This is a genomic window from Bacillus sp. GC_Bacil_1 (assembly GCF_026540675.1).
Lineage (GTDB): Bacteria > Bacillota > Bacilli > Bacillales > Bacillaceae_G > Bacillus_A > Bacillus_A cereus.
Window position 1 is genome coordinate 108,879 of the sequence record NZ_JALNUG010000014.1, and the last position, 23,043, is coordinate 131,921.

The window sequence follows — 23,043 nt, forward strand, 5'->3', positions numbered from 1 at the left end:
AACGTCATTTCTGTATTATACAACAAAATTCATTTCTGAGAAACACTATAACATTTTACATTTTTTGTATAAGATTTGTCACTACCAGAGAAAACTTTAACATTCGTTTATATGTCCGTCAACTAGAAAATATAACAAAGATAGAGCAGAATGTTAAGTAGAAGTGAAAATTTTCTTTGTTGAGAAATAAGAAACGAAGATGGGTAAGGGTTATCTAGAAATCTATTATATGAAGGAAATTGTGTAAAAATTAACGAACACTTGTTCTTTTTTGGTTTGTTTGTTACAATGAAAGTTCATTGATAGGTTTTGTGTAATTTCTATGAACTTTTACTGATAACATATTGTAGCTTATTTCTTTTTAAAAATAGGGAGGCTTTTACATGAAACAAAAATTTTCAGTTGAAGCGTTTTGGAAGAAAGTAAAACATGTTGCAAAGCAAGCAGGGCAGTCGGTCATTTATACAAGTTTATTACTGTTTTACGTTTTGCAAAGACCCGATGTTCCAAAACGAGTGAAAATTATTGTAATTGGAGCACTTGCTTATTTTATTGCACCGATTGATGCGATTCCAGATTTCATTGCTGGAATTGGCTATACGGATGATTTAGGGGCGTTAACGGCCGCACTAATACAGGTGTCGTTATACGTCAATGAAGATGTGAAAGATAAGGCACGAGTGAAGTTGGCAGAATGGTTTGGTTCGGATATAGACACAACATTTATCGATCAGAAATTAGGTCAATAGGTGAAACCTGTCATAAGGTGACAGGACGAACGTAAGCGAGGAAGTGCATTATGCCATCAGGAAGAACGCATACGAAAATAAACTTAATATCCCTTCCGGTTGTTTTGTTTTTGCTTTTTTCGTATGGATTAACAAATTTTGATTTTTTATTAACTTTTGCAATTGGTTTTTTAGTAGGTACTTCATTTTTAACACCGGATTTAGATACGTACAGTAATGCTTATAACAAATGGGGTTTCTTACGTATATTTTGGTATCCTTATAAAAAAGTAATGCCGCATCGATCTTTCTTTACGCATACGATTATACTTGGTGATGTGATTCGTATTGCGTACATGTTAATCGTCTTTTCTCCATTTTTATTCCTATTAAATGTAATCGCACTGGATGGTAATTTAATAGAAATTGCGAAGAAACATGAGGTTGAAATTGTAACGTTTTTAATGGGAATTGTTGTGGCAAGTACGCTCCACATTATAGCGGATAAAGTGAATACGCGCCGAAAGAAAATGATGAGAAAAAAGAAGAAACGCAGAAGATAAAGTGAACGGAAAAGGACCCTTGCAATTTGCAAGGGTCCTTTTTTAAACAAACGTTTGTTTCAAATTAAGCTTTCAGTACTTTAATTCCTTTTACAATGTTCCAGATGAAGTAGTATAAGCTGATGATTCCGCAAATAGCTAAGACAATCATTGATCCAATTCCAAGTGTTACATCTGGTTGATCAGATCCAAGACCCATAATTCCTAAAATAGTTAAGCCAATGAATGTAGCGATACTTGGAATGATGTGTGTCCATAGAGCACGTTTTGCATGTGGTTTTGTTTCAGCGTCTCCTACAATCCAAACGATAATAGGGAATAAGATAGGGGCAAATAGTACACTAAAGTATGATAACGCAGCTAATATTTTATTTCCGTTCATATATATCACCTCATGAATAATTTCTGTTGTTATACTATTATTATGCAATAATTTTGGCAAACTTCCTATCGATGAACATTACAAGAACGTGACGATTTTGTAAGATTTCCTGTTAAATAATAAAATTTTCAAAAAAATCTTTTTTAATAGAAATTGTTATGGTACAGTATAAATGAAAGTTTTTGAAAACGTTTTCTTAAACGTTTTTTTATTTTTAGACTTAAAGGTATGATGACCTGATAGTCTATTGATAAGGTTGTATTTATTTAAAAGGGGATTCTTTAGGGGGAGAGGACAATGAACACATGGACACAAGTTTATGATCCGTTCGGTAATATTTGGATTTCAGCAGCAGTAGCACTTATTCCGATTATCTTTTTTTTCTTAGCTTTAGCGATTTTTCGCATGAAGGGGTATGTGGCAGGATTTATTACAGTTGTACTTACAGTTTTAGTAGCGTTATTCGCTTATAAAATGCCGTTCATGATGGCAATGGCAGCAACCGGGTACGGTTTTTTGTACGGGTTATGGCCAATTGCTTGGATTATTATTATGTCGGTATTTTTATATAAAATTTCTGTAAAAACAGGCCAATTCGATGTGATTCGTGCATCGGTATTATCGATTACGAATGATCATCGTCTACTCGTTATTTTAATTGGATTTTCATTTGGAGCATTTTTAGAAGGAGCGGCAGGATTTGGAGCGCCAGTAGCGATTACAGCAGCGCTTCTTGCGGGTCTTGGGTTAAATCCTTTATACGCAGCAGGTCTTTGTTTGATTGCAAATACTGCACCAGTGGCGTTCGGAGCGATGGGAATTCCGATTACAGTTGCTGGACAAGTAACAGGTATTGATCCACATAAAATTGGACAAATGGCTGGACATCAATTACCATTCCTATCATTATTTGTTCCATTCTTTATCGTATTTTTAATGGATGGATTTAAAGGGATAAGACAAACGTGGCCTGCGTTACTTGTAGCGGGTAGTTCATTTGCGATTACGCAGTTCATTACAGCGACATTTTTAGGGCCGGAACTTCCGGATATTACATCGGCACTTGTAAGTTTAATTAGTTTAGCGCTGTTCTTAAAAGTTTGGCAGCCGAAAGAAATCTATCAATCCGGGCAAGCAAATAGTGAAGTAGCAGCAACAACGACAGCAGCATCGATGCCGAAATTAACGTTTGGAAAAGTAGTAAAAGCATGGTCTCCATTTATCGTATTAACGGTTATGGTAGTCATTTGGAGCCAAAGTTTCTTTAAGGCATTATTCGCTCCAGGAGGGGCTTTAGCAAGTCTTGTATTTAAGTTTGAAATTCCAGGTCTGCATAATCTAGTAATGAAAGCAGAACCAATTGTAAATAAACCAACGCCTTACGAGGCAATTCTGAAGTTTGATGTATTATCAGCAACCGGAACGGCGATTTTAATTGCTTGTATCATTTCCATGTTTATTTTGAAAATGAATGTAAAAGATGCAGTAGTGACATTTAAAGAAACGTTAAGTGAATTAAAAATGCCAATTCTATCTATCGGATTCGTACTAGGGTTTGCATTTATCGCAAACTATTCTGGTCTATCTTCTACGTTAGCGTTAGCATTAGCCGGAACTGGCGGACTATTCCCGTTCTTCTCACCTTTCTTAGGCTGGATTGGCGTATTCTTAACAGGGTCTGATACGTCTGCGAATGCACTGTTCTCGAATTTACAAGCCATTACAGCGCAGCAAGTCGGCGTATCTGAAGTGCTTCTTGTTGCAGCAAATACAACAGGCGGTGTAACAGGTAAAATGATTTCCCCGCAGTCGATTGCGATTGCTTGTGCAGCAGTTGGTCTTGCTGGAAAAGAATCGGATTTGTTCCGTTTTACAGTGAAGCATAGTTTGTTCTTCGTAATAATTGTAGGGATTATGACTTATGTTCAGGCTTATTATTTAACGTGGATGATTCCATAAACAACAAAAGAAATAAATTTTGAATTTTCCAGATTATAGTGTATGATGGGAAAGTATTGAAAATTAAATCAGTGATAAACTAGGGGTGCCTAACGTATGCGTAGGCTGAGAGAGAAGCGCGTGAACTTCTTAACCCTTTGGACCTAATCTGGCTCGTACCAGCGTAGGGAAGTTAACGGCTTTACATAATGATGTCTTTATGAGCCAGGTCCTTATTTTTTTATGGACCTGGCTCTTTTTATGGAAGATGCGCAAATTGGGAATACCGACAGTAGTGGATAGGGTTGTTCAACAAGCAATCAGTCAAGTGCTTGGTTCAATATTTGAAAAACAATTTAGCGAATCTAGTTACGGCTTTAGACAAGGGCTCTTTTATGTTTGTATTTCGGAACTTCATCATATTTCTCTAAATAATAAGCACGGTAAGTAGCTTCACGAAGTTGTACAGAGTTGGCAGCTTCAACCATGTAATAACGAAGATACTGGTTTCCCGTTCGTGTCATGGGTGTTCGTTCCGATTCAAAGTTTCCAGATTGCGATTTTTTCCAGTAAAGACCGGTGTATTTGGCCAATTGTGCTTCGTTCTCAAAGCGTTCAATTTGTCCAACTTCCGCAATGATTCCCGCGGCGTATACGACTCCAATGCCTGGAACACTTGTTAAATATCTCGCTTCTGGAATGGCTTCGAAAAAAGCAGTAATGCTTTTTTCTATTTCTTTGATTTGTTTTTTCAATGTTTGAATCAATCGTGCATAAGTGGCTAATACAACGTCCACAGAGTCTTGAACGACCTTACCTAGTCGGTAGGATTCACGTATGGCTTTCTTGATGGTTTTCGCTAAATCTTCCGGGTCGCTAAAGCGTCCTTTCCCCTTTTTCTGAAGAAGAGTAGCGAGTGCTTCTAGATCCATTTCTGCGATTTCATCCAACGAAAGGGAATCTGAGAGTATTTCCATCATCGTCGCACCAAAAACAGAGGTATTTAACTCTTTCGATAACGTATTACATTTGTAGTAAAGGTTCTCCAGAAAGTGTTGCTTACATTCTGTTTGCTGGTGAACGAGTTGATATCTAGATCGTGTTAAACGTTGGAGGGCAACGTATTTTTCCTCCTTGATAAGAAATTTATTATACCGTCCGATTCGTAAAAAATCGGCAATACGGAAAGCATCTATTTTATCGGTCTTATCTTCTTCAAAGAGTTTTTTATACCGATGGATGGCTTTTGGATTTTATACGACCACTTCCACGTCTAAAGCCCTCAAATCCTTATCTTCCGTTAGGAACATGGAAGGATGGAAACTATAGACGGAAGTAGATTCCATGCCAATGACAATTTTTTTATAGTTGTACAACTGGTGAAAATGGAGAACATCCTCCTTAATGGCGTTGGCACCATTCACATCGTTTGAAAGACAAATTTCTTTCAAAACAGTGTCATGACTGTCAAGAAAACATACATCAGGTTTTTCAGAGCTTACATCAATAGCTACGAATAATCTCAAAGAAAGGATCTCCTTTCTTTGAATAGTATTTGGAATGAGCTTGGATACTGTGGGATCTCCCTAGAGTCAAAAACATAGCCACAACCTCGCGTATGAGTATTCAATGATTGCCTTCATCTAAGCTGCCCCTCCCACCACTATGAGAGGTAAGTGAAGGAAACCGATACAGCTTGTGCGTATGCAGTGCATTTTGGTCTGGGTCACAGTCTTTTAACGTGGTCGAACTACAGGAGGAGTAAGCATATTCCCGATGGATCCATTTCTATACTTCCATTATCTGGGGAAATCCCCCAGTATCCAAGACTAAATTTTACCCATACATCATTTTTTTGATGTAGCTCTTGAAGATAAAAACTATTTAATTTTCAAGGAACAGTTATTAACTTAAAACTTATTATACGAGGAGGGTGTATCATGAAAAAAATATGCTTTGTATTAATTGTCGACGCTGGTATAAATTATGGTTCAATATTTTCTCTACCATTTTTAAGGAATCAGGATGATTTGAAGGAATATTTTTCTAAGTATTATGATGTTTCGATTAATTATATTAGGGATAAAAATTCAGTTGACTATTTGGTAGTTCCCAAACCGTGTCCAGCTTTTGATAATGAAAATAATCTTCCAATAATTGAAGTACCAGCAATCTTATTTATGGAAAAGAATTTTGAAAAAATAAAGACTTATATAGACAATTATTTTTCTAATAACTCATAAAGAAAATAAAAGTACAGTAAAAAGAAGTCCGATAAAAAACGAGTGGCGTAGAATATTTCTATTAATCATTCGTTTTTTATTATATTTACATATATTTTTTAAAAGAGGATTATAGACGTTCTGAAAAAAATTAATTATAACAAGAACAGTGTTCGTGCTACTATCTACGGTTATTTTTTGTACTAAGTACCCCTTTAACTAACAAGACAACAAAAAAATTAACATATTAAGTAAAAATGTCACAATAAATGTAAGAGATTTTTCTTTGAGTTTTAGCTCTGAATAATAAAGGTAGTTAAATCACTAAATGGAGGAGCAGGTCAATTTTGTTCCTTGTATAGTAAATTGTTACCTATCTCTATTGCAGGTTGTATGGCAGGTAACAGTAGCAGTTGTAGCGAAATGCAGCAGAGACAAAGGCTCTTTTTCAAACGGGACTGATGAATGTATTTGGCAAGTAAAAAATGGTTCTTCCCGGAGTTAGTTGAAAAGTCTCATTCTCTCCAAAAGTAGAATCTTTGTCCGCAATGTGGAGAATTGGCATCGACCATACATGATTCTTTTAATAAGCTTTAACTTGTTTATGCTCCCTTCGGCAAGACCATTATTATTCTCATAAGTTACCGCATTTCTGACAGCTTCAATATCCCGGGCTAATCCATTCGTAAAGCTCTTAAACTCTTGTATATTAGTATTCTTAATTTTCTCGATACAATGGTCGAGATTCTCAACACTCTTTGTGGTGAAGATGTTTTTAAACTCCCATGTTAAGTCATAAACTATTTTTACAATAGGGTGTTCTTCGTAATTATTGTTGGTATTATGACGTATGTACAGGCATATTATTTAACGTGGATGATTCCATAAACAACAAAAGAAATAAACTTTGCATTTTTCAGATTATCGTGTATGATGGGAAAGTATTGAAAATTAAATCAGTGATAAACTAGGGGTGCCTAACGTATGCGTAGGCTGAGAGAGAAGCGCGTGAACTTCTTAACCCTTTGGACCTGATCTGGCTCGTACCAGCGTAGGGAAGTTAACGGCTTTACATAATGATGTCTTTATGAGCCAGGTCCTTATTTTTTTATGGACCTGGCTCTTTTTATTTTGGCATGCGCTGGCCATATCTTGTCCTTGTCACGAACAGGGGGGCAACAAAATTTATGAAACAATCTGTTTCAGCTGAGCAAATTGAATTGAAGTCGAGTTTACCAGGGAGTAAGAAAGTATATGTGGATGGACCACGAGAAGGTATGAAAGTGCCGATGCGTGAGATTGAACAAAGCGAAACGAATGGCGTTCCAAATCCACCAATCCGTGTGTATGATACGAGCGGTCCTTATACAGATCCTGCGTATAAGGTCGAGTTGGAAAAAGGAATTCCAACGCCGCGCCACTCTTGGATTATGGGGCGTGGTGATGTAGAAGCATACGAAGGGCGTGAAGTGAAACCAGAGGATGACGGCGTGAAAGTAGCTTCGAAGCATACACCTGTTTTCCCGCAAATGGATCGCCAGCCACTTAGAGCAAAGCAAGGTGCAAACGTTACGCAAATGCACTATGCACGTAATGGCATTATTACGTCTGAGATGGAATACGTTGCGATTCGTGAAGGGGTAGAGCCGGAGTTTGTTCGTAAGGAAATCGCAGAAGGCCGCGCTATTTTACCAGCGAATATTAATCATCCAGAAGCTGAACCGATGATTATCGGGCGTAACTTCCATGTGAAGGTAAACGCGAATATCGGAAACTCTGCTGTATCTTCTTCTATTGCAGAAGAAGTAGAAAAGATGACGTGGGCTACTCGCTGGGGTGCAGATACGATTATGGATTTATCTACAGGTAAAAACATTCATACGACGCGTGAGTGGATTATTCGTAATGCGCCTGTACCAGTTGGAACTGTGCCGATTTATCAAGCGCTTGAAAAGGTAAATGGAATTGCAGAAGATTTAACGTGGGAAGTGTACCGTGATACGTTAATTGAGCAAGCGGAGCAAGGCGTGGATTACTTTACGATTCATGCTGGTGTATTACTTCGTTACATTCCAATTACTGCAAAACGTACGACAGGTATCGTTTCGCGTGGTGGTTCGATTATGGCGCAGTGGTGTTTATTCCATCATAAAGAAAACTTCCTATATACTCATTTTGAAGAGATTTGTGAAATTATGAAGCAGTACGATGTTTCGTTCTCTCTTGGAGATGGATTACGTCCAGGATCGATTGCAGATGCAAATGACGAAGCACAATTCTCTGAGCTTGAAACACTTGGTGAATTAACGAAGATTGCTTGGAAACATGATGTGCAAGTGATGATCGAAGGACCTGGGCATGTACCGATGCACTTAATTAAAGAGAATATGGAGAAAGAGCTTGATATTTGTCAGGGCGCGCCGTTTTATACACTTGGGCCACTAACGACAGATATTGCACCAGGCTATGACCATATTACATCGGCAATTGGAGCTGCGATGATCGGTTGGTTTGGAACGGCGATGCTTTGTTATGTAACGCCGAAAGAACATTTAGGTTTACCGAATAAAGATGATGTACGCACGGGTGTTATTACGTACAAAATTGCAGCGCATGCGGCTGATCTTGCAAAAGGACATAAAACGGCTCATCAGCGTGATGATGCACTTTCAAAAGCACGTTTCGAATTTCGTTGGCGCGATCAATTTAATTTATCTTTAGATCCTGAACGTGCGATGGAATATCACGATGAAACGTTGCCTGCAGAAGGGGCAAAGACAGCTCACTTCTGTTCAATGTGTGGACCGAAGTTTTGTAGTATGAGAATTTCACATGATATCCGTGAATATGCAAAAGAAAATGATTTAGAAACGACAGAAGCAATTGAAAAAGGAATGAAAGAGAAAGCAGAAGAATTTAAAGAAGCTGGTAGTCATTTATATCAATAACACATTACACCTCTTTACTTGATTGATCACACTGTAGTACCTAACTTTATTATAGAAGAAGCCCCATTTGCTAAGACGGTAGCAAATGGGGCTTCTGTTGTTTATCCCGCTATTTGTGGGCAGTAAGACCCCCACCTCAAAATTCAGCGGAAGCAAAGAAGTTAGGTCGGGGTCGGGCTGCCCGTAAAAGCCCGATTGGTTAAGGCTAATAATCAGTGGGGGATGAACAAAACCCCCACTGATTAAAGTTTCACTTTATAAGGCGAAGAAGAGATGTACCCAGTAGAATAAGAGGAATAGTGTGACGACTGTTGTGAGCGGGATAACGATAAGGGATACACTTAAATAGTCTTTCCATTTTACTTTAATTTTGTTTTGTTTCAGAATATACATCCAAATGAGTGAAGCTAGTGTACCGATTGGTAGTAATAGTGAACCGATGTCACTACCAATGATGTTTGCAAGATAGATTGTTTTTAATGTGACTGGATCTAGTCCCATTTCTGTTAATGTAATTGTACCAATCATAAGGGCAGGATGGTTATTGAAGACGTTAGAGAGGATGGATACAAGTCCGCCCATTGCAAAGCTAGCATAGAGTAGATGCTGATTCACAATTGGCTCGAGCCATTGTACAAGTGCAGCTGTTAATCCTGCGTTGTGGAGTCCGTAAATAATGACGTACATAGAGAAGGCGAAAATTAAAATGTGCCACGGTGTCTTTTTCAAAATGTCGACAGGATTTGTTCGTAAGTAGTACCATCTCCAAATGAGAAGAACGAGTGAACCAAGTACTGCAACGATTTCAATTGGGATGGATAAGAAGGATGCAACGAATAGAAGACAGCGCATAAGGAAGACGAAACCTAATACTTTTAACATGAATCTTGTCCGTTTTTGTTTCGTATCAACAGAATTATTTCCTTTTAGTGGATGGAAGTTTTTCGTGAAGAAAATTTCTTCAATATCATATGAAGAAACAGGTAATTTTTTCGGAAGTTTTTTCTTCAAAACTGTATACATGAGCCATGACATAAATAATAAGCCTAATGTTGCAGGTACAAACATCATAGCAGTATGCATATAAAGAGTCATATTAACGATATTTAATGCGATTAAATTTACGATATTACTTACACCAATTGGTGCACTAGATGCCGTAGCGATTAAAGCACCACTTAATAAATAAGGAATTTGCTGATGAGGTTTTAATTGAAGATTTTTTAGAAGAAGAATTAAAATTGGAGTTGTAATTAAAATACTACCGTCGTTATTGAATAAAAGAGTCATGAGAAAACATAATAATTGAATATACCAGTATAAGCGGCGTCCAGAACCCTTTGCTAAATTTGCTAGTTTCGCTGCGGACCAATGGAAAAAGCCGAAGCTTTCTAATATAACTGCCATGACGATGGTCGCTAATATTGTTATGGAAGCACCGCCAATTTTACTTATAATATCCATGACGTCTGGTTTTGATACAAGTCCAGTAATTATGATGATACCAGCTCCGATTGCTGCTGGCCACGCCTCATTTAAACCTCGAGGCCGCCAAAAGATAACAATCATCGTTAAGAAGAATACAATAATAGTAATCCATATTTCAATGCTCATATTTTGCCTACCTTTCTATTTTCCCTTGAATAGATGTAGCTTGTCTCAAGGTTATATTGGTAGTATATTCAGCAAAAAATAAGAAGAACTAGACGTATAACGAGATGAAGCGAATATGTGTTTTTCATGCTAAAGGACAAGTGTCACTCGTAGTGAAATAACTATTGTGATAGGAGTCTATTAATTGATTGGGCAGTAAGGTAGTAAATGAGATTTATATAGGTGTAACTGAAAATATATCAGCGATTATTGAAATATATCGGCGTAACTCAAAATATATCAGCGATCATTGAAATATATCGGTGCAACTCAAAATATATCAGCGATTTTTAAAATATATCGACTTATCGACAAAACATGACAAAAGGAGCCCATCCCAAAATGCCTTTTGGAACAGACCCCAAGACTATATTATTTTTCCTTCAAAAAAGTACGATCCTTCAAGAATAAATTCCAGAAGAAAATAAATCCTGGTAATAAAATTGCAATCCCAATTGCGTATAGAATGAGCAGTGCATAGAACGTTTCTGTCGTTGTAAAGCTTGTAAATACAGTTACGTCAGGATAAATAATATAAGGTAAATGCGCGACGCCGTAAGCGTAGCTTGCAAATGCATATTGAGCGACGACAGCTAAAACGGCAATGCGAGGATATCCTAGTGTATTGTACTTTTTGTTTGTCCACCAAAGGGACGAGTATCCGATAACGAATAAAACAATAGAAACTGTAAACCACGGGAATTGCTTTATTAATCCTTGCATAAGCCAATGTGTTTCAGGATCCATTACAACGAGGGCGATGATCGCCGTAACGAGCGTTGCAGGACCAAGGATGATGGCATTTCTTCTATAAATTCTATACGTATCTTCTGAACTTTGTTCTCTCGCAAAATCAGCAAGAAAGAGAGAGGAGAGAAATAGTTCAGACGTTATTCCGAAGAGCATATAGCAATAGATAACCGGGCTAGAAAGAAGTTTTCCATACAGGAGTACTTCTTTCCCTTCAGACATTGTAATATAGGCTCCCTCTGTAACGGGTAAAACGGTAATTAATAGTGCTGGAATTAAGAGACCAGTAATACCTGAAATAACCCGAAGAAGGTACTGATATTTCGGCAAGGAGTAAGCAAACACCATAAATGTACTACGTACTGCAACGAGCACTAAAATTAACATAACTGGTACGAACATTACTGTCGCAAGGGTAAAGGCCGCTTTCGGAAAGAAGCCGAGAAATGCGACAACGACGAAGACGAGAAACGTATTTGTTACTTCCCAAGTTGGTGATAAGTACCGATTCGCAAGTTTGGCAGCGAGCGTTGGATGTTTTGCGTATACCATGCCCCAAAAACCAGCTCCAAAATCGATGGACCCTAGTATACTGTATACGAAAATAAGGGCCCATAAGATGATGATTGCAATACTTTCCTCATGCATGAGAATCGCCTCCTTGGTGTTGTAAATCATTCTTTAATGGATGTCTTCTAAAGAATGTACGTAGAACAAAGACTGTTAAAATAGCGAGTCCAATATATAAAATGATGAACAAAACAAATAAAGGACCGACGAAATCAGCGCGTGTAGATGCATCGACGGTACGTTGCATACCATAAATTGTCCATGGTTGACGACCGCTACAACTGAAAATCCATCCGAATTCAATACCGAGCATCATAATTGGTCCGCATGCGGCAGCCCCCCAAAGTAACCACTTCGGTAGTTCTGTTCCCTTTTTTCGGTACACGAAATACCAATATAAGAGTGCAATTGCTGCAACTGCAAAGGTGAATGCAGCAGTGCCGACCATTAAGTTGAATAGTGTATGTGTATAAAATGGTGGCCATGTTTCTTGTGGGAATTCCTTTAAACCTTTTACGACAGTGCTAGGGTCTAGTCCCACTAATAAGCTAAGCATGTTTGGAATTTCAAGTGCGTAGTTTAGTTCAAGTGTATTAGGATCCACAACTCCGCCAATGGATAGCGGTGCGTGTGATGTCGTTTCAAATAAAGCTTCAGCAGATGCAAGTTTTTCAGGTGAGTGTTTATGTAAGGCAATCGCTGATTCATGTCCTGAAAGCCACATCGTAGCGCCTGTAATAAATGTAACGACAAGCCCTAATAGTAGCCCTTTTTTATGATAAGCAATTTCACGTGTACTTAAATTTTTCTTCAATAATTTAAATCCAGCGATAGAAGCAATGACAGCCGCACCAGTTGCATAAGCCGTAATAACAACATGGAATGCACTTGTGCCAAAACTCGGATTAAAGAAAGCTTTCCACGGATCAACGTTAAAAACAGATCCATCTGGATTCATTGAAAATCCTGCTGGTGTATTCATCCATGTATTTGCTGATGTAATAAGCACGGCGGATGCTGTGGCACCAAGCATGACGAAAAATAGCGAGATTAATCTCATAAATGGAGGAAGTTTATCAGCTGCATATACGTAAATCGACATGAATAAAGCTTCCAAAAAGAAGGCGAAAATCTCAATTTGGAAGGGAACAGAGATAACTTGCCCAACAATTTTGGCGAAACCAGGCCAAAGAAGTGAGATTTGCACACCAACAATTGTTCCAGTTGGAATTGCTACACCGAGAAGAATAGCAAAAGCCTTTGTCCATCTTTTCGCCATAATGGCATAGTCGGAGTCTTTCTTCCAGTGATAGAGTATTTCGCTTATAAAAATCATCAATGAAAGTCCGACGCCAAGTGTTGCAAAGATAATGTGGAATGCTAATGAAGAACCAAAAAATGCTCTTGCTAATGTTACCGTATCCATATGTAAACTCCTCTTCTTTTTTGCCATTATTTTCTGATTGAATTGGAAGATTTATTCAAAAAAACTACCAAAAATATATATGTATTTAAAAAGTGAATATGATAATATAATGTTGTAATATTTTGAATAGAAAGAAATAAATAGTTGGTCATGTTTTGTTTGTTTTTTGCTCAGGAATCTTTTATAATCTTTTATGCGAACATAAGTTCTGTTTTTCGGAATCAAGAAGTTTATGTGAAATGGAGAGGGTGTTTTATGTATCCTGAAGTCATTAAAAAGATGGCATTTTCAAAAGAGCATAGAGATTTATTATTGAAGCTATATAATAAAGAAATTACGCGTCGTGAATATGATCGACTTGTACAATCGCTATATAAACCTTCTAAAGAGGTTTGCGGGGGATAGAAATGGGGGAGACAATCTAATAGATTGTCTTTTTTAAATTTATGTATGTTCTGATAAAATTAAGGTTAGCCTTACTAGGGAGGTGAAAAGATTGCGGAAACGTTTATATATAGGGATTGGAGTTATCTTCTTAATCGCTTTAGGTGGAATTGTATTTTGGTCAGCTTTACAAGGAAACCGTACAGAAAATTTTATTTTAAGACATATGGTGAATGACAATGGAACGCTTGCCACGTATCGTTTAGTAGATACTAAGGCAGGTACAGGTGAAGCCAAGGGACGTGAAGCTTTATCAGAATCGGCGGGATTATGGTTACAATATACACTTGATAAAGATGATCAGGCGTTATTTGATGAGCAAGTAAAGGTTATTCAAGATAATTTCATATATAAGAATCATATCGTTTTATGGAAACTCTCTGAAAAGGGAGAGAGGCAGTCAGCTACAAATGCACTTATAGACGATCTTCGTATTATAGAACAATTATATCGTGCTTATGAAATGTATAAGGAAGAGCGTTATAAAAACCTTGCCGATCAATTAAGTGATGCTGTACTTCGTTATAATAAAAAAGATAATTATTATGTTGATTATTATGATGCAGATGCAGGGAAACAAAATAATTTTGTAACAACATCATACATAAATCCGCGTGCATTCTCCTATATGAAGAAGTACGGCAAAGTTTCTACTCAGCAATATCAGGAAATCGTTCAATTTTTAGCGGATTATCCAAGGCATGGCTGGGCATTCCCAAAAGAATATAAAGAAGATGGTACATTTACGTACGATAAAGAAGTGAATCTTATTGACCAATCATACGTTGCATATCATCGAAGTTTAGGTGGTCTTTCATCAGCTGCTTATTTGGAATTTATAAAGAAGAGATTCCAGGAGGATGGAAAGCTATACGGTCGTTACAATTTAGAAACGGGAAAACAAACTGTGAATTATGAATCGCCAGCCGCGTATGGACTAACGATTTTGTACGTACTACAAACAGGTGATACAAAGTTTGCGAAGGAATTGTATGATCATATGTCCACATTCCGAAATGACAACGTATTTAGTAGATATTACGGTGGATATGTAACAGGTGAAAATAATAATACGCATATTTTTGATAACGTACTACCACTTTTAGCTGAAATAGAATTAAAAAAGAGTGAACAATAAAAGGTGCCACCATATGAGGGTGGCACCTTTTATTTGTTCATATAATTTTACGTCCTAATATTAGAGAAGTAGTCAATCACGAATTCACGGAATTGCTGAGCTGTTTTTGATAAGTAACGTTTTTTTGACCAACTTAATCCGATGGTTCGCTGACAAGTGGGTTCAATAATACGCAACTTGCTTGATGCTAAAGTAGAGTTTTTTAATAAAGTTAAACTTGGAACAAAAGCGATGCCGAGACCTTGCTTAATGAGGTCGCTAATCACGGTCGGTTCATCTACTTCAAAAGCAATATGCGGAGTGAAACCAGCTTCTTTACAAAATTCATCCGTTAAGTGCCGAAATCCGTAGCCAGTGTTCATACTAATAAACGGTTCGTCTTTTACTTCATGCAGGTGGATATTTTCTCGGCCGGATAAACGGTGGCCTGAAGGGACGACTAAGAAAATTTCTTCTGTAATAAGTGGTTCCCAAACAATCTCCTCACCTTCAATTGGCACAGAGGAGATACAAAAGTCAATTTCTATATTATCTAGTTGTCGTTTCATAGAAGGAGTAGATGCAAGAAATTGTTGAAATCGAACGTTAGGATGTTCTATTAAAAAAGAGCCAAGTAGTTCTGGTAATATTCTCGGAATAGAAACGGCCAGTGTAATAGAGCTTTGTTGTAATTCGGCTAAATCTTTAATTTCTCGTTCCCCTTCACTTAATTCATGAAAAATACGTTCTACCCGTTTTAAAAATACTTTTCCGAAAGAATTTAAAGTAATCTGTCTGCCTTGGCGATCAAATAAAGGGACGCCTAAATCCTTTTCAAGTCTAGCGATTGTTTTGCTGAGTGAAGGTTGCGCGATATGCAATTCTTCAGCTGCCTTTGTCATATGTTCTAGTCTTGCGACTGTCTGAAAGTATTTTAACTGGAGCAGTTCCATTTAGAATCCCCTTTCTATAGACCAAAAGGAATGAATTGATAATTAAAGATGTATTATACAGTATGGAAAGTGACGTGTATAGTAAATCTGTTAAACCATTCGAAGGGTGTTAAATTAGAAGAGGAGTATGTTTCATGAAGGGAATTAAACTTATATTTAAAGATTGGAAAGCGATGTGGCACCATAAACATGGACGTATCGCTTTAATTTTTTTATTAATCGTTCCATTAATTTATTCAGGATTCTTTTTAGCTGGGTATTGGGATCCGTACGGAAAATTAGATAAATTACCTGTTGCAGTTGTGAACTTAGATAAGGGGGCTGCGATGGATGAGAAAACAATTCATGCAGGAGACGATTTTGTAAAAAATTTAAAGGAGAATAAAGAACTGGCTTTTCATTTCGTATCAGAAAAAAATGCTGATGAAGGGTTAAAAGAAGATAAATATTATATGGTTGTTACGATTCCAGAGAATTTCTCTAAAAAGGTAAGTACACTTATGGATGAGAAACCAGAGCCGGCAAAGTTGCAGTACAAAGTAAATCCAGGTAAAAACTTTGTAGCAGCTCAAATTGGAACGACAGCTGTTGAAAATATGAAAACAAAAATCTCAAACAGTATTACGAAATCTTATACAGAAGGTGTCTTTTCAAAGTTTCAAGATTTGGCACAAGGATTGAGTGATGCAAGTAATGGTGCTGGGAAGTTACATGAAGGAACGACCGATGCAAGAAATGGAGCGAATCAGCTTGCGGATGGTATTGATCGTTTAAGTGATGGGACATCGAAATTGAAAGAGGGAAGTGACAAGCTTGCATCCAGTCAATCTGCTTTAATCGGGGGAGCAAATGAGCTGAGTCAAGGAGCGACATCACTTCATAGTGGTATGGAGTTATTAGCACAAGGTGAAAAAACGTTACAATCAGGAGTTAGTGAATTAAGTGCTGGTACAAATGAATGGGTGAGCGGAAGTGAGAAGCTTGCTGAAGGCCAAGTAAAAGCGGATGGTGCGGCTAATAGTATAAAACAACAATTAGAAGAGTACGTGAAAAATCATCCAGAAGTGCAGCAAGATCCCGCTTTTCAAAAAATTGTTGCTACATCTAACGGACTAGCTAACGCAACAAGTACTTTAAATAATAGCCAACAACAATTGACACAAGGTGCGAAGAAGCTTACTGACGGTCAACATAAGATTGAAGAAGGCATAAATACATTCGGAGTTAAGTTAAATGAAGCTACTGCTGGAACGCAAAAGATAGCAGATGGTGCATCGAATTTGGCTGATGGATTTACGAAGTGGGGAAATGGATTTACATCATTGCAAGAAGGTGTAAACCAGCTTGCGAGTGGTGGAACGGAGCTGAATAACGGTGCTGGTAAATTAACAAATGGACTTGTTAAACTTGATGATGGTGCGAAAGAACTTTCTACGAAATTGGGAGAGGGCGCAGAGAAGATAGCGGATGTTCGTAATGATGATGCACGTAATACGATGTTCTCAGAGCCAGTTCAGTTAGTGAAGTCAACAGTTTCTGACGTTCCTAACTACGGTTCAGGCATTGCACCATATTTCTTATCGCTTGCATTTTATGTTGGCGGAATTATGGCATCGAATATTTTACCGCTTGGTCGTAGACAAAATATGAAGGTAAGTGGAACGGTACATTTTATTAATAAACTAGGATTGGTATATTTAATTGGACTTATTCAAGCGCTACTCGTAGATGTAGTTGTGCTAGGTGTTATGAAATTAGAAGTTGCCAGTGTGCCACTCTTTGTTTTATCAAGTATTGTGATTTCCTTTACGTTCATGACATTTATTCTTATGTTAGTAACAGTATTTGGTCTTATTGGAAAGTTCTTAGCAGTAACGCTTCTTGTCTTGCAATTAGCGACGAGCGGGGGGACTTTCCCAGGAGAATTAAACATAGCTGTTCTTAGTAAAATTGGACAATTTCTCCCAATGTCTCATTCTCTTAGAGGATTACAAGATGTTATCTCTTTAGGAGATTGGTCACAATTACAAATGCAAATTTTAATATTGTTATGTTACCTCGTTGTTGCCGGTGGAATTGCTTGGATCACGAGTCATATACAGCATAGAGAAACGAATGCAGAACAAGTTTCTTAAAATGAAATAAGCTATCCGATTTTTTCGGATAGCTTATTTTTTATTTGCGTTCCATTACTGCAAAGTAATTATTTTCATTATCAGCAAAGTTGAATGCTCTACCAGTAGGTAAATCTACAACCTGTCCAACTGTGACATTTTTCTCAGAAAGATCTTTATATAGACGGTCTAAGTCATTTGAGAAGAACATAAGTGAAGGTGTATTTAGGTTTAGTTCAGGTTGCATCTTCGCGATTAACGCTTTATCGTGAAGGACGATGCTTGTTCCTGCTTCTTTCGCCGGTGCAATTTCAATCCAGCGGAATCCGTTTCCGTTATTTTCTTCCGCAATGATTTGGAACCCTACTTTTTCTGTCCAAAATTGTACTGTTTCGTCTTGGTTATTTACATATAGCATAATTTGTCCAACTTGATTGATCATAGGTGTCTCTCGCTTTCTTTTTATATGCGTATCATTATATCAAATATATGGCTTGAATAGTTTTTTATGATTTTTTCGGAATACAACCTTCGTCCATTTCATCTTTGTTGTAGGAGAAGGACCTGTAATCCAAGTATGAAATGGTATTGTGCTACAAATGACCATTGTTGAAATAGAGATAATAGCCGTTAACACAAATAGTAATAGGCTATATAATATAGTATTTTCTTGCAGCGTGAATAAGGAAAGAAGTTTTGTGCATAGTTGCAAGAAGAATAAATGAGCTAAATAAGCACCATACGTGTAATTTCCAATGAAACGTAACGTTTTATATAAGAAACCACGACGCTGTACTATCATAATAGACAACACATACAGTATGATAATTTCGCATACGATATATAAAAACATAGATGGTTTTAAATAGGTAGAAACAGTTAAATGAATAGAGTTTGCTCCGTAAAAACTAAACAACTCATAATTGATGAATAAAAATAAGATGAAAAATAATATTGTTATAAGCGGGATATGTTTCATGACGAATAGCCGCCAAGTTTTTAGTGCTACAGCGGCAATGCCGCCCATAACGAAATAGAATGAGTAGAATAGAAATGATCGATCTGTATAATGTAAAATTGTTGAACTTGTTAATTTTTCTCCATTAAAAATATAGTGAGAAGAGAACCACATTAATAGAAAATATAGGAGAGCGAAAAAGGTCATATATTTATATATGTCTTTTTTATTTTCTGTTCGTTTTTGAAACCAATAAAAAAGTGTGCATAGTAAAGGGAACAATAAGTGAATTTGGAACATCATAATAACGTACCAAAGATGGGGCGCGGCTGTTCCGAGTAATAAACTTTTTATTCCACTTTGTAACGTAATAAGATCATTTGTTGTTAATAAGTAAAGAATAGACCAAAAGAAATAAGGAATGAGTAAGTGTGTCGCTTTTTCAGAAATATATTCTTTATATACTAATTGCTTCGTATAGTGACGAATTAAGTGAAATCCAACGATAAATATGAATGCTGGTGCTGAGAATTTTGCAAGATTAAATAGTATGCCCATAATGAGGGATTGCTCAAGTAAGACATTTCCTTGATTCATTGTATATAATAAGGAACTTTGCAAAACGACAGCGAGAAATGCAATGCTTTGCAAAACTTTAAATTCTGGTGCGCTTTGTGTCATCGTGTCCATCTCCTTTTCCATACATGATTATAGTACGGAGAATGGATAATGGATGTGGAATATTTGTGAAGATTTTAACAAATTTGTGGCGAGAGGAAATATCAACTTATCAACAAATAACGACAAAAAGAGGATGCTCGTTTAGAGCATCCTCTTTCTAGCTATTAAGCAAATTTGTTTTTGATCCAATTCTTACCTTCTACAAGGCGAGCTGTCATCACCGCACAAGCGTTATCTGCTGTTACGTTTAACATCGTTGCAGGTGGATCAATGATTGTACTAATTGCTGCGATAATTGGCAGTGCTTCTGGCGGGAAACCGTATAGAGATACGATTAACATTTCACCGATCATACCACCGCCTGGAATAGCACCCATTACTGTTCCTACTAATAGAGAAACAACAAGTGCGATTGCTAATGTTTTCGGTCCTTCGAATTCCATGTTGAAAATACCGAATAAGAAAGCAATTTTTAATACACCACCTAAAACAGAGCCGTCTTTATGAAGTGTAGAACCAAGAAGGACAACTGTTTCACGAACGTCTGAAGAAATACCCATTTTCTTCGTTGCTTCTAAGTTCGCTGGAATACTTGCGGCACTACTACAAGTTGCAAGTGATGTAACTGTAGGAGAGACCATGTTCTTCCAAAATACTTGTACACCTTGTTTGCGACCTGCAAGGTATGCATAGAACGTGAAGAATACAAAGAAGTAGATAAGAGAAGCTGGATAGTATACCATTGCTGCTCGGAAGTAAGTTCCAAGAAGTTGTGGTCCGAATTCACCAACTAATGCTGCGAAGTAAGCAGCAAGTCCGATTGGAGCGTAGTACATAATGAAAGATACAACCTTCATTGAAATCTCTGCACCAGCTTGTAGGAATGTAGCGAATGGCTTTCCTTTTTCGCCAACTGCTGAAGTTGCAATTCCCATTAAGATAGAGAAGAAAATAAGAGCTAACATATTTTCACGAGATAGTAACTTCGAGAAGTCAGATACTGTTAAAATACCGACGATTTGATCTGCAACACTAACAGCTTTGCCGGCTTTGTCAGGTTGTGTTAGTTCTAGTACAACACCTTGTGCTGGCGGGAATACTTTCACGACAATAATCATAAAAATAGCAGCTAAAATACTTGTAAATAAGAAAGTCCCAGCCATACTAGACATAATTTTACCGAAACGTTTTAATCCATCCATATTAGCAATAGACGATGCGATGCTAAAGAACACTAGAGGTACAACAATCGTAAACATTAAGTTTAAGAAAATATCACCAAGCGGCTTTAAAGCAAATGCATCGGCACCCATGAAATAACCAATGAAACCACCAATTAGGATAGAAGATAATAAAATAAGTGGAAAGCGATATGCCTTCATAAATATATCCTCCTATCAATTAAAAAAATCATACTGAATCATTATAGCGAGTTAGAGTCCTCTTTACTAGGAGAATACGGATAAATGGAATAGCGTGAAAACCAAGAAATTTTTGTTTTTAAGCTCGGCATACAGCAGGAAATCTAGACATATATATTTGTAACCTAGTGGTGGCAAGGGATGCACCATAACTTAGGTTTAGAAAAAGGGGGAGGGAAGCGGAATGAATATTTTACTTTGCTGTGCAGCGGGAATGTCTTCCAGTTTGATTGTTACAAAGATGGAGAAAGCAGCAGAGGCAAGAGGGATAGAAGTAAAAATCTGGGCAGTATCAGGTTCTGAAGTGAATAGTCATATTGATAAAGCTGATGTCCTTTTACTTGGACCGCAAGTACGTTATTTATTACCGAAAATGAAAGAATTATGTAAGGATAAAGGGATACCTGTTGATGTCATTCAATCCGTTCATTACGGACTTTGTAATGGAGAAGCTATCTTGCAAGCAGCTTTGTCAATGAAACCATGAGGAGAGTGGGATAGATGATACGGTTTTTAGAGAAGTACGTGATGCCGGTAGCAGGGAAGGTTGCAGAGCAGAGGCATTTGCAAGCAATTCGAGATGGAATTATTTTAACGATGCCTTTCTTAATTATTGGATCGTTTTTCCTCATTATTAGTGCACTGCCGATACCTGGATATAACGAGTTTATGGCAGGTTTGTTTGGTGAGAATTGGCAGAGAGCTTTAGGGTATCCAGTTAGTGCAACTTTTAATATAATGGCTTTAATAGCTGTTTTTGGAATCGCTTACAGACTTGGAGAGTATTATAAAGTAGATGCTTTAGCATCCGGGGCATTGTCGCTTGTGACGTTTTTACTTGCGACTCCATTTCAAGTTGCATATATTATACCAAGTACAAAAGAAAGTGTACTTGTAGAAGGCGCTATCCCAGCTGCATTAATGGGAAGCCAAGGGTTATTTGTAGCAATGATTATTGCACTTATATCTACTGAACTTTATCGGTTTATTGTACAAAAAAAGATAATTATAAAGATGCCAGAGACAGTTCCACCAGCTGTCACGCGTTCATTTGCCGCACTTGTTCCAGGATTTATTGTTGTAACAGTTATTTGGATTTTACGCTTAATTATAGAAAATACTTCTTTTGGCAGTATCCATAATATCGTAGGACAAATTTTACAGGAACCACTTAGTGTACTTGGTGCTAGTCTTTGGGGCGCAATAATAGCAGTTATTCTCGTTCATGTTCTTTGGTCGTGTGGTATTCATGGTGCTACTATTGTTGGTGGTGTAATGAGCCCCGTTTGGTTGTCGTTAATGGATCAAAACCGAGTTGCTTTTCAAGCTGGGCAAGATGTACCAAATACAATTACGGCACAGTTTTTTGACTTATGGATTTATATGGGCGGTTCTGGTGCAACGCTTGCTCTAGTTGTCGGAATGTTACTATTTGCACGAAGTCAACAATTAAAAAGTTTAGGGAGATTGTCAATTGCACCTGGTATATTTAATATTAATGAGATGGTAACTTTTGGTATGCCGATTGTAATGAACCCACTTTTACTAATTCCATTTATATTAGTTCCAGTTGTGTTAACAATTGTTTCTTACTTTGCAATGGAATGGGGATGGGTCGCACGTCCGAGTGGGGCCGCTGTACCTTGGACGACACCTATTCTTTTTAGTGGATATTTAGGATCGGGCGGGAAAATTTCAGGTGTTATTTTGCAACTTGTTAACTTTGCGCTAGCATTCTTCATTTATTTACCGTTCTTAAAAATATGGGATAAACAAAAACTGGCGGAAGAAAAGGGGGAGTAAAGAACTAAAATGGATACGATAGAGACGAAAGCTTTTCATTTAATCTTGCATGGGGGAAACGCGAGAAGTTGTTCAATGGAAGCAATTGATTGTGCGAAGCGTGGGGAGTTTACAGAAGCTGAAGCTAAATTACAAGAAGCACTAGAGGAATTAAAAGAGGCGCACCGTGTACAAACGGAGCTTATCCAGAAAGAAGCTGGTGGTGAAAAGACCGAAGTTACTCTTTTAATGGTACACGCACAAGACCATTTAATGAATGCAATTACGGTGAAAGAATTAGCGAGTGAGTTTGTAGAGTTATATAGGAAGATGTCGGTGGATGAATGAACCTTGCTTATGCAAGGTTTTTTTATCTAGAATTAACGGGCAGTA

20 protein-coding genes, 2 pseudogenes and 2 riboswitches are annotated in these 23,043 nt (G+C 37.4%); of the genes and pseudogenes, 12 read left to right on the plus strand and 10 right to left on the minus strand.

The genetic code is table 11. The features are described 5' to 3' along the window. Window positions 1-383: 383 nt before the first annotated feature. Together OXT04_RS20770 and OXT04_RS20775 are read left to right on the plus strand one after the other, a co-directional pair. Entirely contained in the window at window positions 384-749 is a 366-nt protein-coding gene (locus tag OXT04_RS20770; protein WP_000810378.1) for a YkvA family protein, read from the plus strand. Window positions 750-799: 50 nt separating this feature from the next. Beyond that, window positions 800-1,291: a metal-binding protein gene (locus OXT04_RS20775; RefSeq protein ID WP_001139059.1), complete on the plus strand. Its 492-nt coding sequence runs from the start codon at window positions 800-802 to the stop codon at window positions 1,289-1,291. Between the two features lie 64 nt (window positions 1,292-1,355). Here OXT04_RS20775 and OXT04_RS20780 read toward each other — a convergent pair whose 3' ends face one another. Further along, on the minus strand, window positions 1,356-1,673 hold the full coding sequence (locus tag OXT04_RS20780) for a magnetosome magnetite crystal formation protein family (protein ID WP_001014092.1): 318 nt from the start codon (window positions 1,671-1,673) through the stop codon (window positions 1,356-1,358). 297 nt (window positions 1,674-1,970) lie between these two features. On the opposite strand from OXT04_RS20780, the gene lldP reads away from it, so the two are divergent. After that, entirely contained in the window at window positions 1,971-3,632 is a 1,662-nt protein-coding gene (lldP, locus tag OXT04_RS20785; RefSeq protein WP_001099307.1) for an L-lactate permease, read from the plus strand. A gap of 71 nt (window positions 3,633-3,703) precedes the next feature. Continuing rightward, window positions 3,704-3,819, plus strand: a riboswitch (TPP riboswitch). Between the two features lie 169 nt (window positions 3,820-3,988). Here lldP and OXT04_RS20795 read toward each other — a convergent pair. Continuing rightward, window positions 3,989-5,137: pseudogene (locus OXT04_RS20795) on the minus strand (IS110 family RNA-guided transposase). Window positions 5,138-5,551: 414 nt separating this feature from the next. Between OXT04_RS20795 and OXT04_RS20800 the strand changes: the two are divergent. Then, window positions 5,552-5,854 carry a hypothetical protein gene (locus tag OXT04_RS20800; RefSeq protein WP_000717611.1) on the plus strand — a complete coding sequence of 101 codons (303 nt, stop codon included), beginning with the start codon at window positions 5,552-5,554 and terminating at the stop codon, window positions 5,852-5,854. A gap of 480 nt (window positions 5,855-6,334) precedes the next feature. Here OXT04_RS20800 and OXT04_RS20805 read toward each other — a convergent pair whose 3' ends face one another. After that, the gene (locus OXT04_RS20805; protein WP_374693285.1) at window positions 6,335-6,646 is read right to left on the minus strand and encodes a transposase; all 312 of its coding nucleotides are present in this window, start codon (window positions 6,644-6,646) and stop codon (window positions 6,335-6,337) included. A gap of 3 nt (window positions 6,647-6,649) precedes the next feature. Here OXT04_RS20805 and OXT04_RS29945 point away from each other — a divergent pair. Next, a pseudogene (locus OXT04_RS29945) lies at window positions 6,650-6,721 on the plus strand (L-lactate permease); the annotation flags it as partial. A 71-nt stretch (window positions 6,722-6,792) separates the two neighbouring features. Continuing rightward, window positions 6,793-6,908, plus strand: a riboswitch (TPP riboswitch). Window positions 6,909-7,020: 112 nt separating this feature from the next. Next, complete coding sequence (gene thiC, locus OXT04_RS20810) at window positions 7,021-8,781, plus strand: phosphomethylpyrimidine synthase ThiC (protein WP_000814479.1); 1,761 nt, start codon at window positions 7,021-7,023, stop codon at window positions 8,779-8,781. A gap of 255 nt (window positions 8,782-9,036) precedes the next feature. On the opposite strand, the gene OXT04_RS20815 is transcribed toward thiC, so the two are convergent. The 3 genes from OXT04_RS20815 to cydA form a co-directional block, all read right to left on the minus strand. Then, window positions 9,037-10,395 (minus strand): arsenic transporter, encoded by a 1,359-nt coding sequence (locus OXT04_RS20815; RefSeq protein ID WP_000021123.1) that lies wholly within the window; start codon window positions 10,393-10,395, stop codon window positions 9,037-9,039. A 411-nt stretch (window positions 10,396-10,806) separates the two neighbouring features. Continuing rightward, window positions 10,807-11,832: a cytochrome d ubiquinol oxidase subunit II gene (locus OXT04_RS20820; protein ID WP_000544183.1), complete on the minus strand. Its 1,026-nt coding sequence runs from the start codon at window positions 11,830-11,832 to the stop codon at window positions 10,807-10,809. Next, entirely contained in the window at window positions 11,825-13,180 is a 1,356-nt protein-coding gene (gene cydA, locus OXT04_RS20825; RefSeq protein ID WP_097961029.1) for a cytochrome ubiquinol oxidase subunit I, read from the minus strand. The genes OXT04_RS20820 and cydA overlap by 8 nt, the downstream gene beginning before the upstream one ends. 255 nt (window positions 13,181-13,435) lie before the next feature. Between cydA and OXT04_RS20830 the strand changes: the two genes are divergently transcribed. Together OXT04_RS20830 and OXT04_RS20835 are read left to right on the plus strand one after the other, a co-directional pair. Further along, complete coding sequence (locus OXT04_RS20830) at window positions 13,436-13,585, plus strand: hypothetical protein (protein ID WP_000283180.1); 150 nt, start codon at window positions 13,436-13,438, stop codon at window positions 13,583-13,585. A gap of 91 nt (window positions 13,586-13,676) precedes the next feature. Next, the gene (locus OXT04_RS20835; RefSeq protein WP_141537019.1) at window positions 13,677-14,762 is read left to right on the plus strand and encodes a transcriptional regulator; all 1,086 of its coding nucleotides are present in this window, start codon (window positions 13,677-13,679) and stop codon (window positions 14,760-14,762) included. 47 nt (window positions 14,763-14,809) lie between these two features. On the opposite strand, the gene OXT04_RS20840 is transcribed toward OXT04_RS20835, so the two are convergent. Next, window positions 14,810-15,694 carry a LysR family transcriptional regulator gene (locus OXT04_RS20840; RefSeq protein ID WP_000421923.1) on the minus strand — a complete coding sequence of 295 codons (885 nt, stop codon included), beginning with the start codon at window positions 15,692-15,694 and terminating at the stop codon, window positions 14,810-14,812. 134 nt (window positions 15,695-15,828) lie between these two features. Here OXT04_RS20840 and OXT04_RS20845 point away from each other — a divergent pair, with 134 nt between their 5' ends. Beyond that, the gene (locus OXT04_RS20845) at window positions 15,829-17,829 is read left to right on the plus strand and encodes a YhgE/Pip domain-containing protein (protein WP_098564599.1); all 2,001 of its coding nucleotides are present in this window, start codon (window positions 15,829-15,831) and stop codon (window positions 17,827-17,829) included. Window positions 17,830-17,869: 40 nt separating this feature from the next. Here OXT04_RS20845 and OXT04_RS20850 read toward each other — a convergent pair whose 3' ends face one another. The 3 genes from OXT04_RS20850 to OXT04_RS20860 form a co-directional block, all read right to left on the minus strand. Further along, on the minus strand, window positions 17,870-18,250 hold the full coding sequence (locus tag OXT04_RS20850) for a VOC family protein (protein ID WP_000610162.1): 381 nt from the start codon (window positions 18,248-18,250) through the stop codon (window positions 17,870-17,872). Window positions 18,251-18,289: 39 nt separating this feature from the next. Next, window positions 18,290-19,447: an acyltransferase gene (locus tag OXT04_RS20855; RefSeq protein ID WP_267417258.1), complete on the minus strand. Its 1,158-nt coding sequence runs from the start codon at window positions 19,445-19,447 to the stop codon at window positions 18,290-18,292. Between the two features lie 164 nt (window positions 19,448-19,611). Then, window positions 19,612-20,829 carry a dicarboxylate/amino acid:cation symporter gene (locus tag OXT04_RS20860; protein ID WP_267417260.1) on the minus strand — a complete coding sequence of 406 codons (1,218 nt, stop codon included), beginning with the start codon at window positions 20,827-20,829 and terminating at the stop codon, window positions 19,612-19,614. Between the two features lie 223 nt (window positions 20,830-21,052). Here OXT04_RS20860 and OXT04_RS20865 point away from each other — a divergent pair, with 223 nt between their 5' ends. The 3 genes from OXT04_RS20865 to OXT04_RS20875 are packed head-to-tail and all read left to right on the plus strand — an operon-like array spanning window position 21,053 to window position 22,998. Beyond that, the gene (locus OXT04_RS20865) at window positions 21,053-21,355 is read left to right on the plus strand and encodes a PTS sugar transporter subunit IIB (RefSeq protein WP_001023543.1); all 303 of its coding nucleotides are present in this window, start codon (window positions 21,053-21,055) and stop codon (window positions 21,353-21,355) included. 14 nt (window positions 21,356-21,369) lie between these two features. Further along, window positions 21,370-22,671, plus strand: a complete 1,302-nt coding sequence (celB, locus tag OXT04_RS20870) for a PTS cellobiose transporter subunit IIC (RefSeq protein WP_000617789.1) — start codon at window positions 21,370-21,372, stop codon at window positions 22,669-22,671. 9 nt (window positions 22,672-22,680) lie between these two features. Beyond that, window positions 22,681-22,998, plus strand: a complete 318-nt coding sequence (locus OXT04_RS20875; RefSeq protein WP_000379645.1) for a PTS sugar transporter subunit IIA — start codon at window positions 22,681-22,683, stop codon at window positions 22,996-22,998. Window positions 22,999-23,043: the final 45 nt, after the last annotated feature.

Bases quoted from the DNA above. Each gene is read 5' to 3' on its own strand.
- OXT04_RS20770 (WP_000810378.1), top strand. From the start codon at position 384: ATGAAACAAAAATTTTCAGTTGAAGCGTTTTGGAAGAAAGTAAAACAT.
- OXT04_RS20775 (WP_001139059.1), top strand. From the start codon at position 800: ATGCCATCAGGAAGAACGCATACGAAAATAAACTTAATATCCCTTCCG.
- OXT04_RS20780 (WP_001014092.1), bottom strand. From the start codon at position 1,673: ATGAACGGAAATAAAATATTAGCTGCGTTATCATACTTTAGTGTACTA.
- lldP (WP_001099307.1), top strand. From the start codon at position 1,971: ATGAACACATGGACACAAGTTTATGATCCGTTCGGTAATATTTGGATT.
- OXT04_RS20800 (WP_000717611.1), top strand. From the start codon at position 5,552: ATGAAAAAAATATGCTTTGTATTAATTGTCGACGCTGGTATAAATTAT.
- thiC (WP_000814479.1), top strand. From the start codon at position 7,021: ATGAAACAATCTGTTTCAGCTGAGCAAATTGAATTGAAGTCGAGTTTA.
- OXT04_RS20815 (WP_000021123.1), bottom strand. From the start codon at position 10,395: ATGAGCATTGAAATATGGATTACTATTATTGTATTCTTCTTAACGATG.
- OXT04_RS20820 (WP_000544183.1), bottom strand. From the start codon at position 11,832: ATGCATGAGGAAAGTATTGCAATCATCATCTTATGGGCCCTTATTTTC.
- cydA (WP_097961029.1), bottom strand. From the start codon at position 13,180: ATGGATACGGTAACATTAGCAAGAGCATTTTTTGGTTCTTCATTAGCA.
- OXT04_RS20830 (WP_000283180.1), top strand. From the start codon at position 13,436: ATGTATCCTGAAGTCATTAAAAAGATGGCATTTTCAAAAGAGCATAGA.
- OXT04_RS20840 (WP_000421923.1), bottom strand. From the start codon at position 15,694: ATGGAACTGCTCCAGTTAAAATACTTTCAGACAGTCGCAAGACTAGAA.
- OXT04_RS20845 (WP_098564599.1), top strand. From the start codon at position 15,829: ATGAAGGGAATTAAACTTATATTTAAAGATTGGAAAGCGATGTGGCAC.
- OXT04_RS20850 (WP_000610162.1), bottom strand. From the start codon at position 18,250: ATGATCAATCAAGTTGGACAAATTATGCTATATGTAAATAACCAAGAC.
- OXT04_RS20855 (WP_267417258.1), bottom strand. From the start codon at position 19,447: ATGACACAAAGCGCACCAGAATTTAAAGTTTTGCAAAGCATTGCATTT.
- OXT04_RS20860 (WP_267417260.1), bottom strand. From the start codon at position 20,829: ATGAAGGCATATCGCTTTCCACTTATTTTATTATCTTCTATCCTAATT.
- OXT04_RS20865 (WP_001023543.1), top strand. From the start codon at position 21,053: ATGAATATTTTACTTTGCTGTGCAGCGGGAATGTCTTCCAGTTTGATT.
- celB (WP_000617789.1), top strand. From the start codon at position 21,370: ATGATACGGTTTTTAGAGAAGTACGTGATGCCGGTAGCAGGGAAGGTT.
- OXT04_RS20875 (WP_000379645.1), top strand. From the start codon at position 22,681: ATGGATACGATAGAGACGAAAGCTTTTCATTTAATCTTGCATGGGGGA.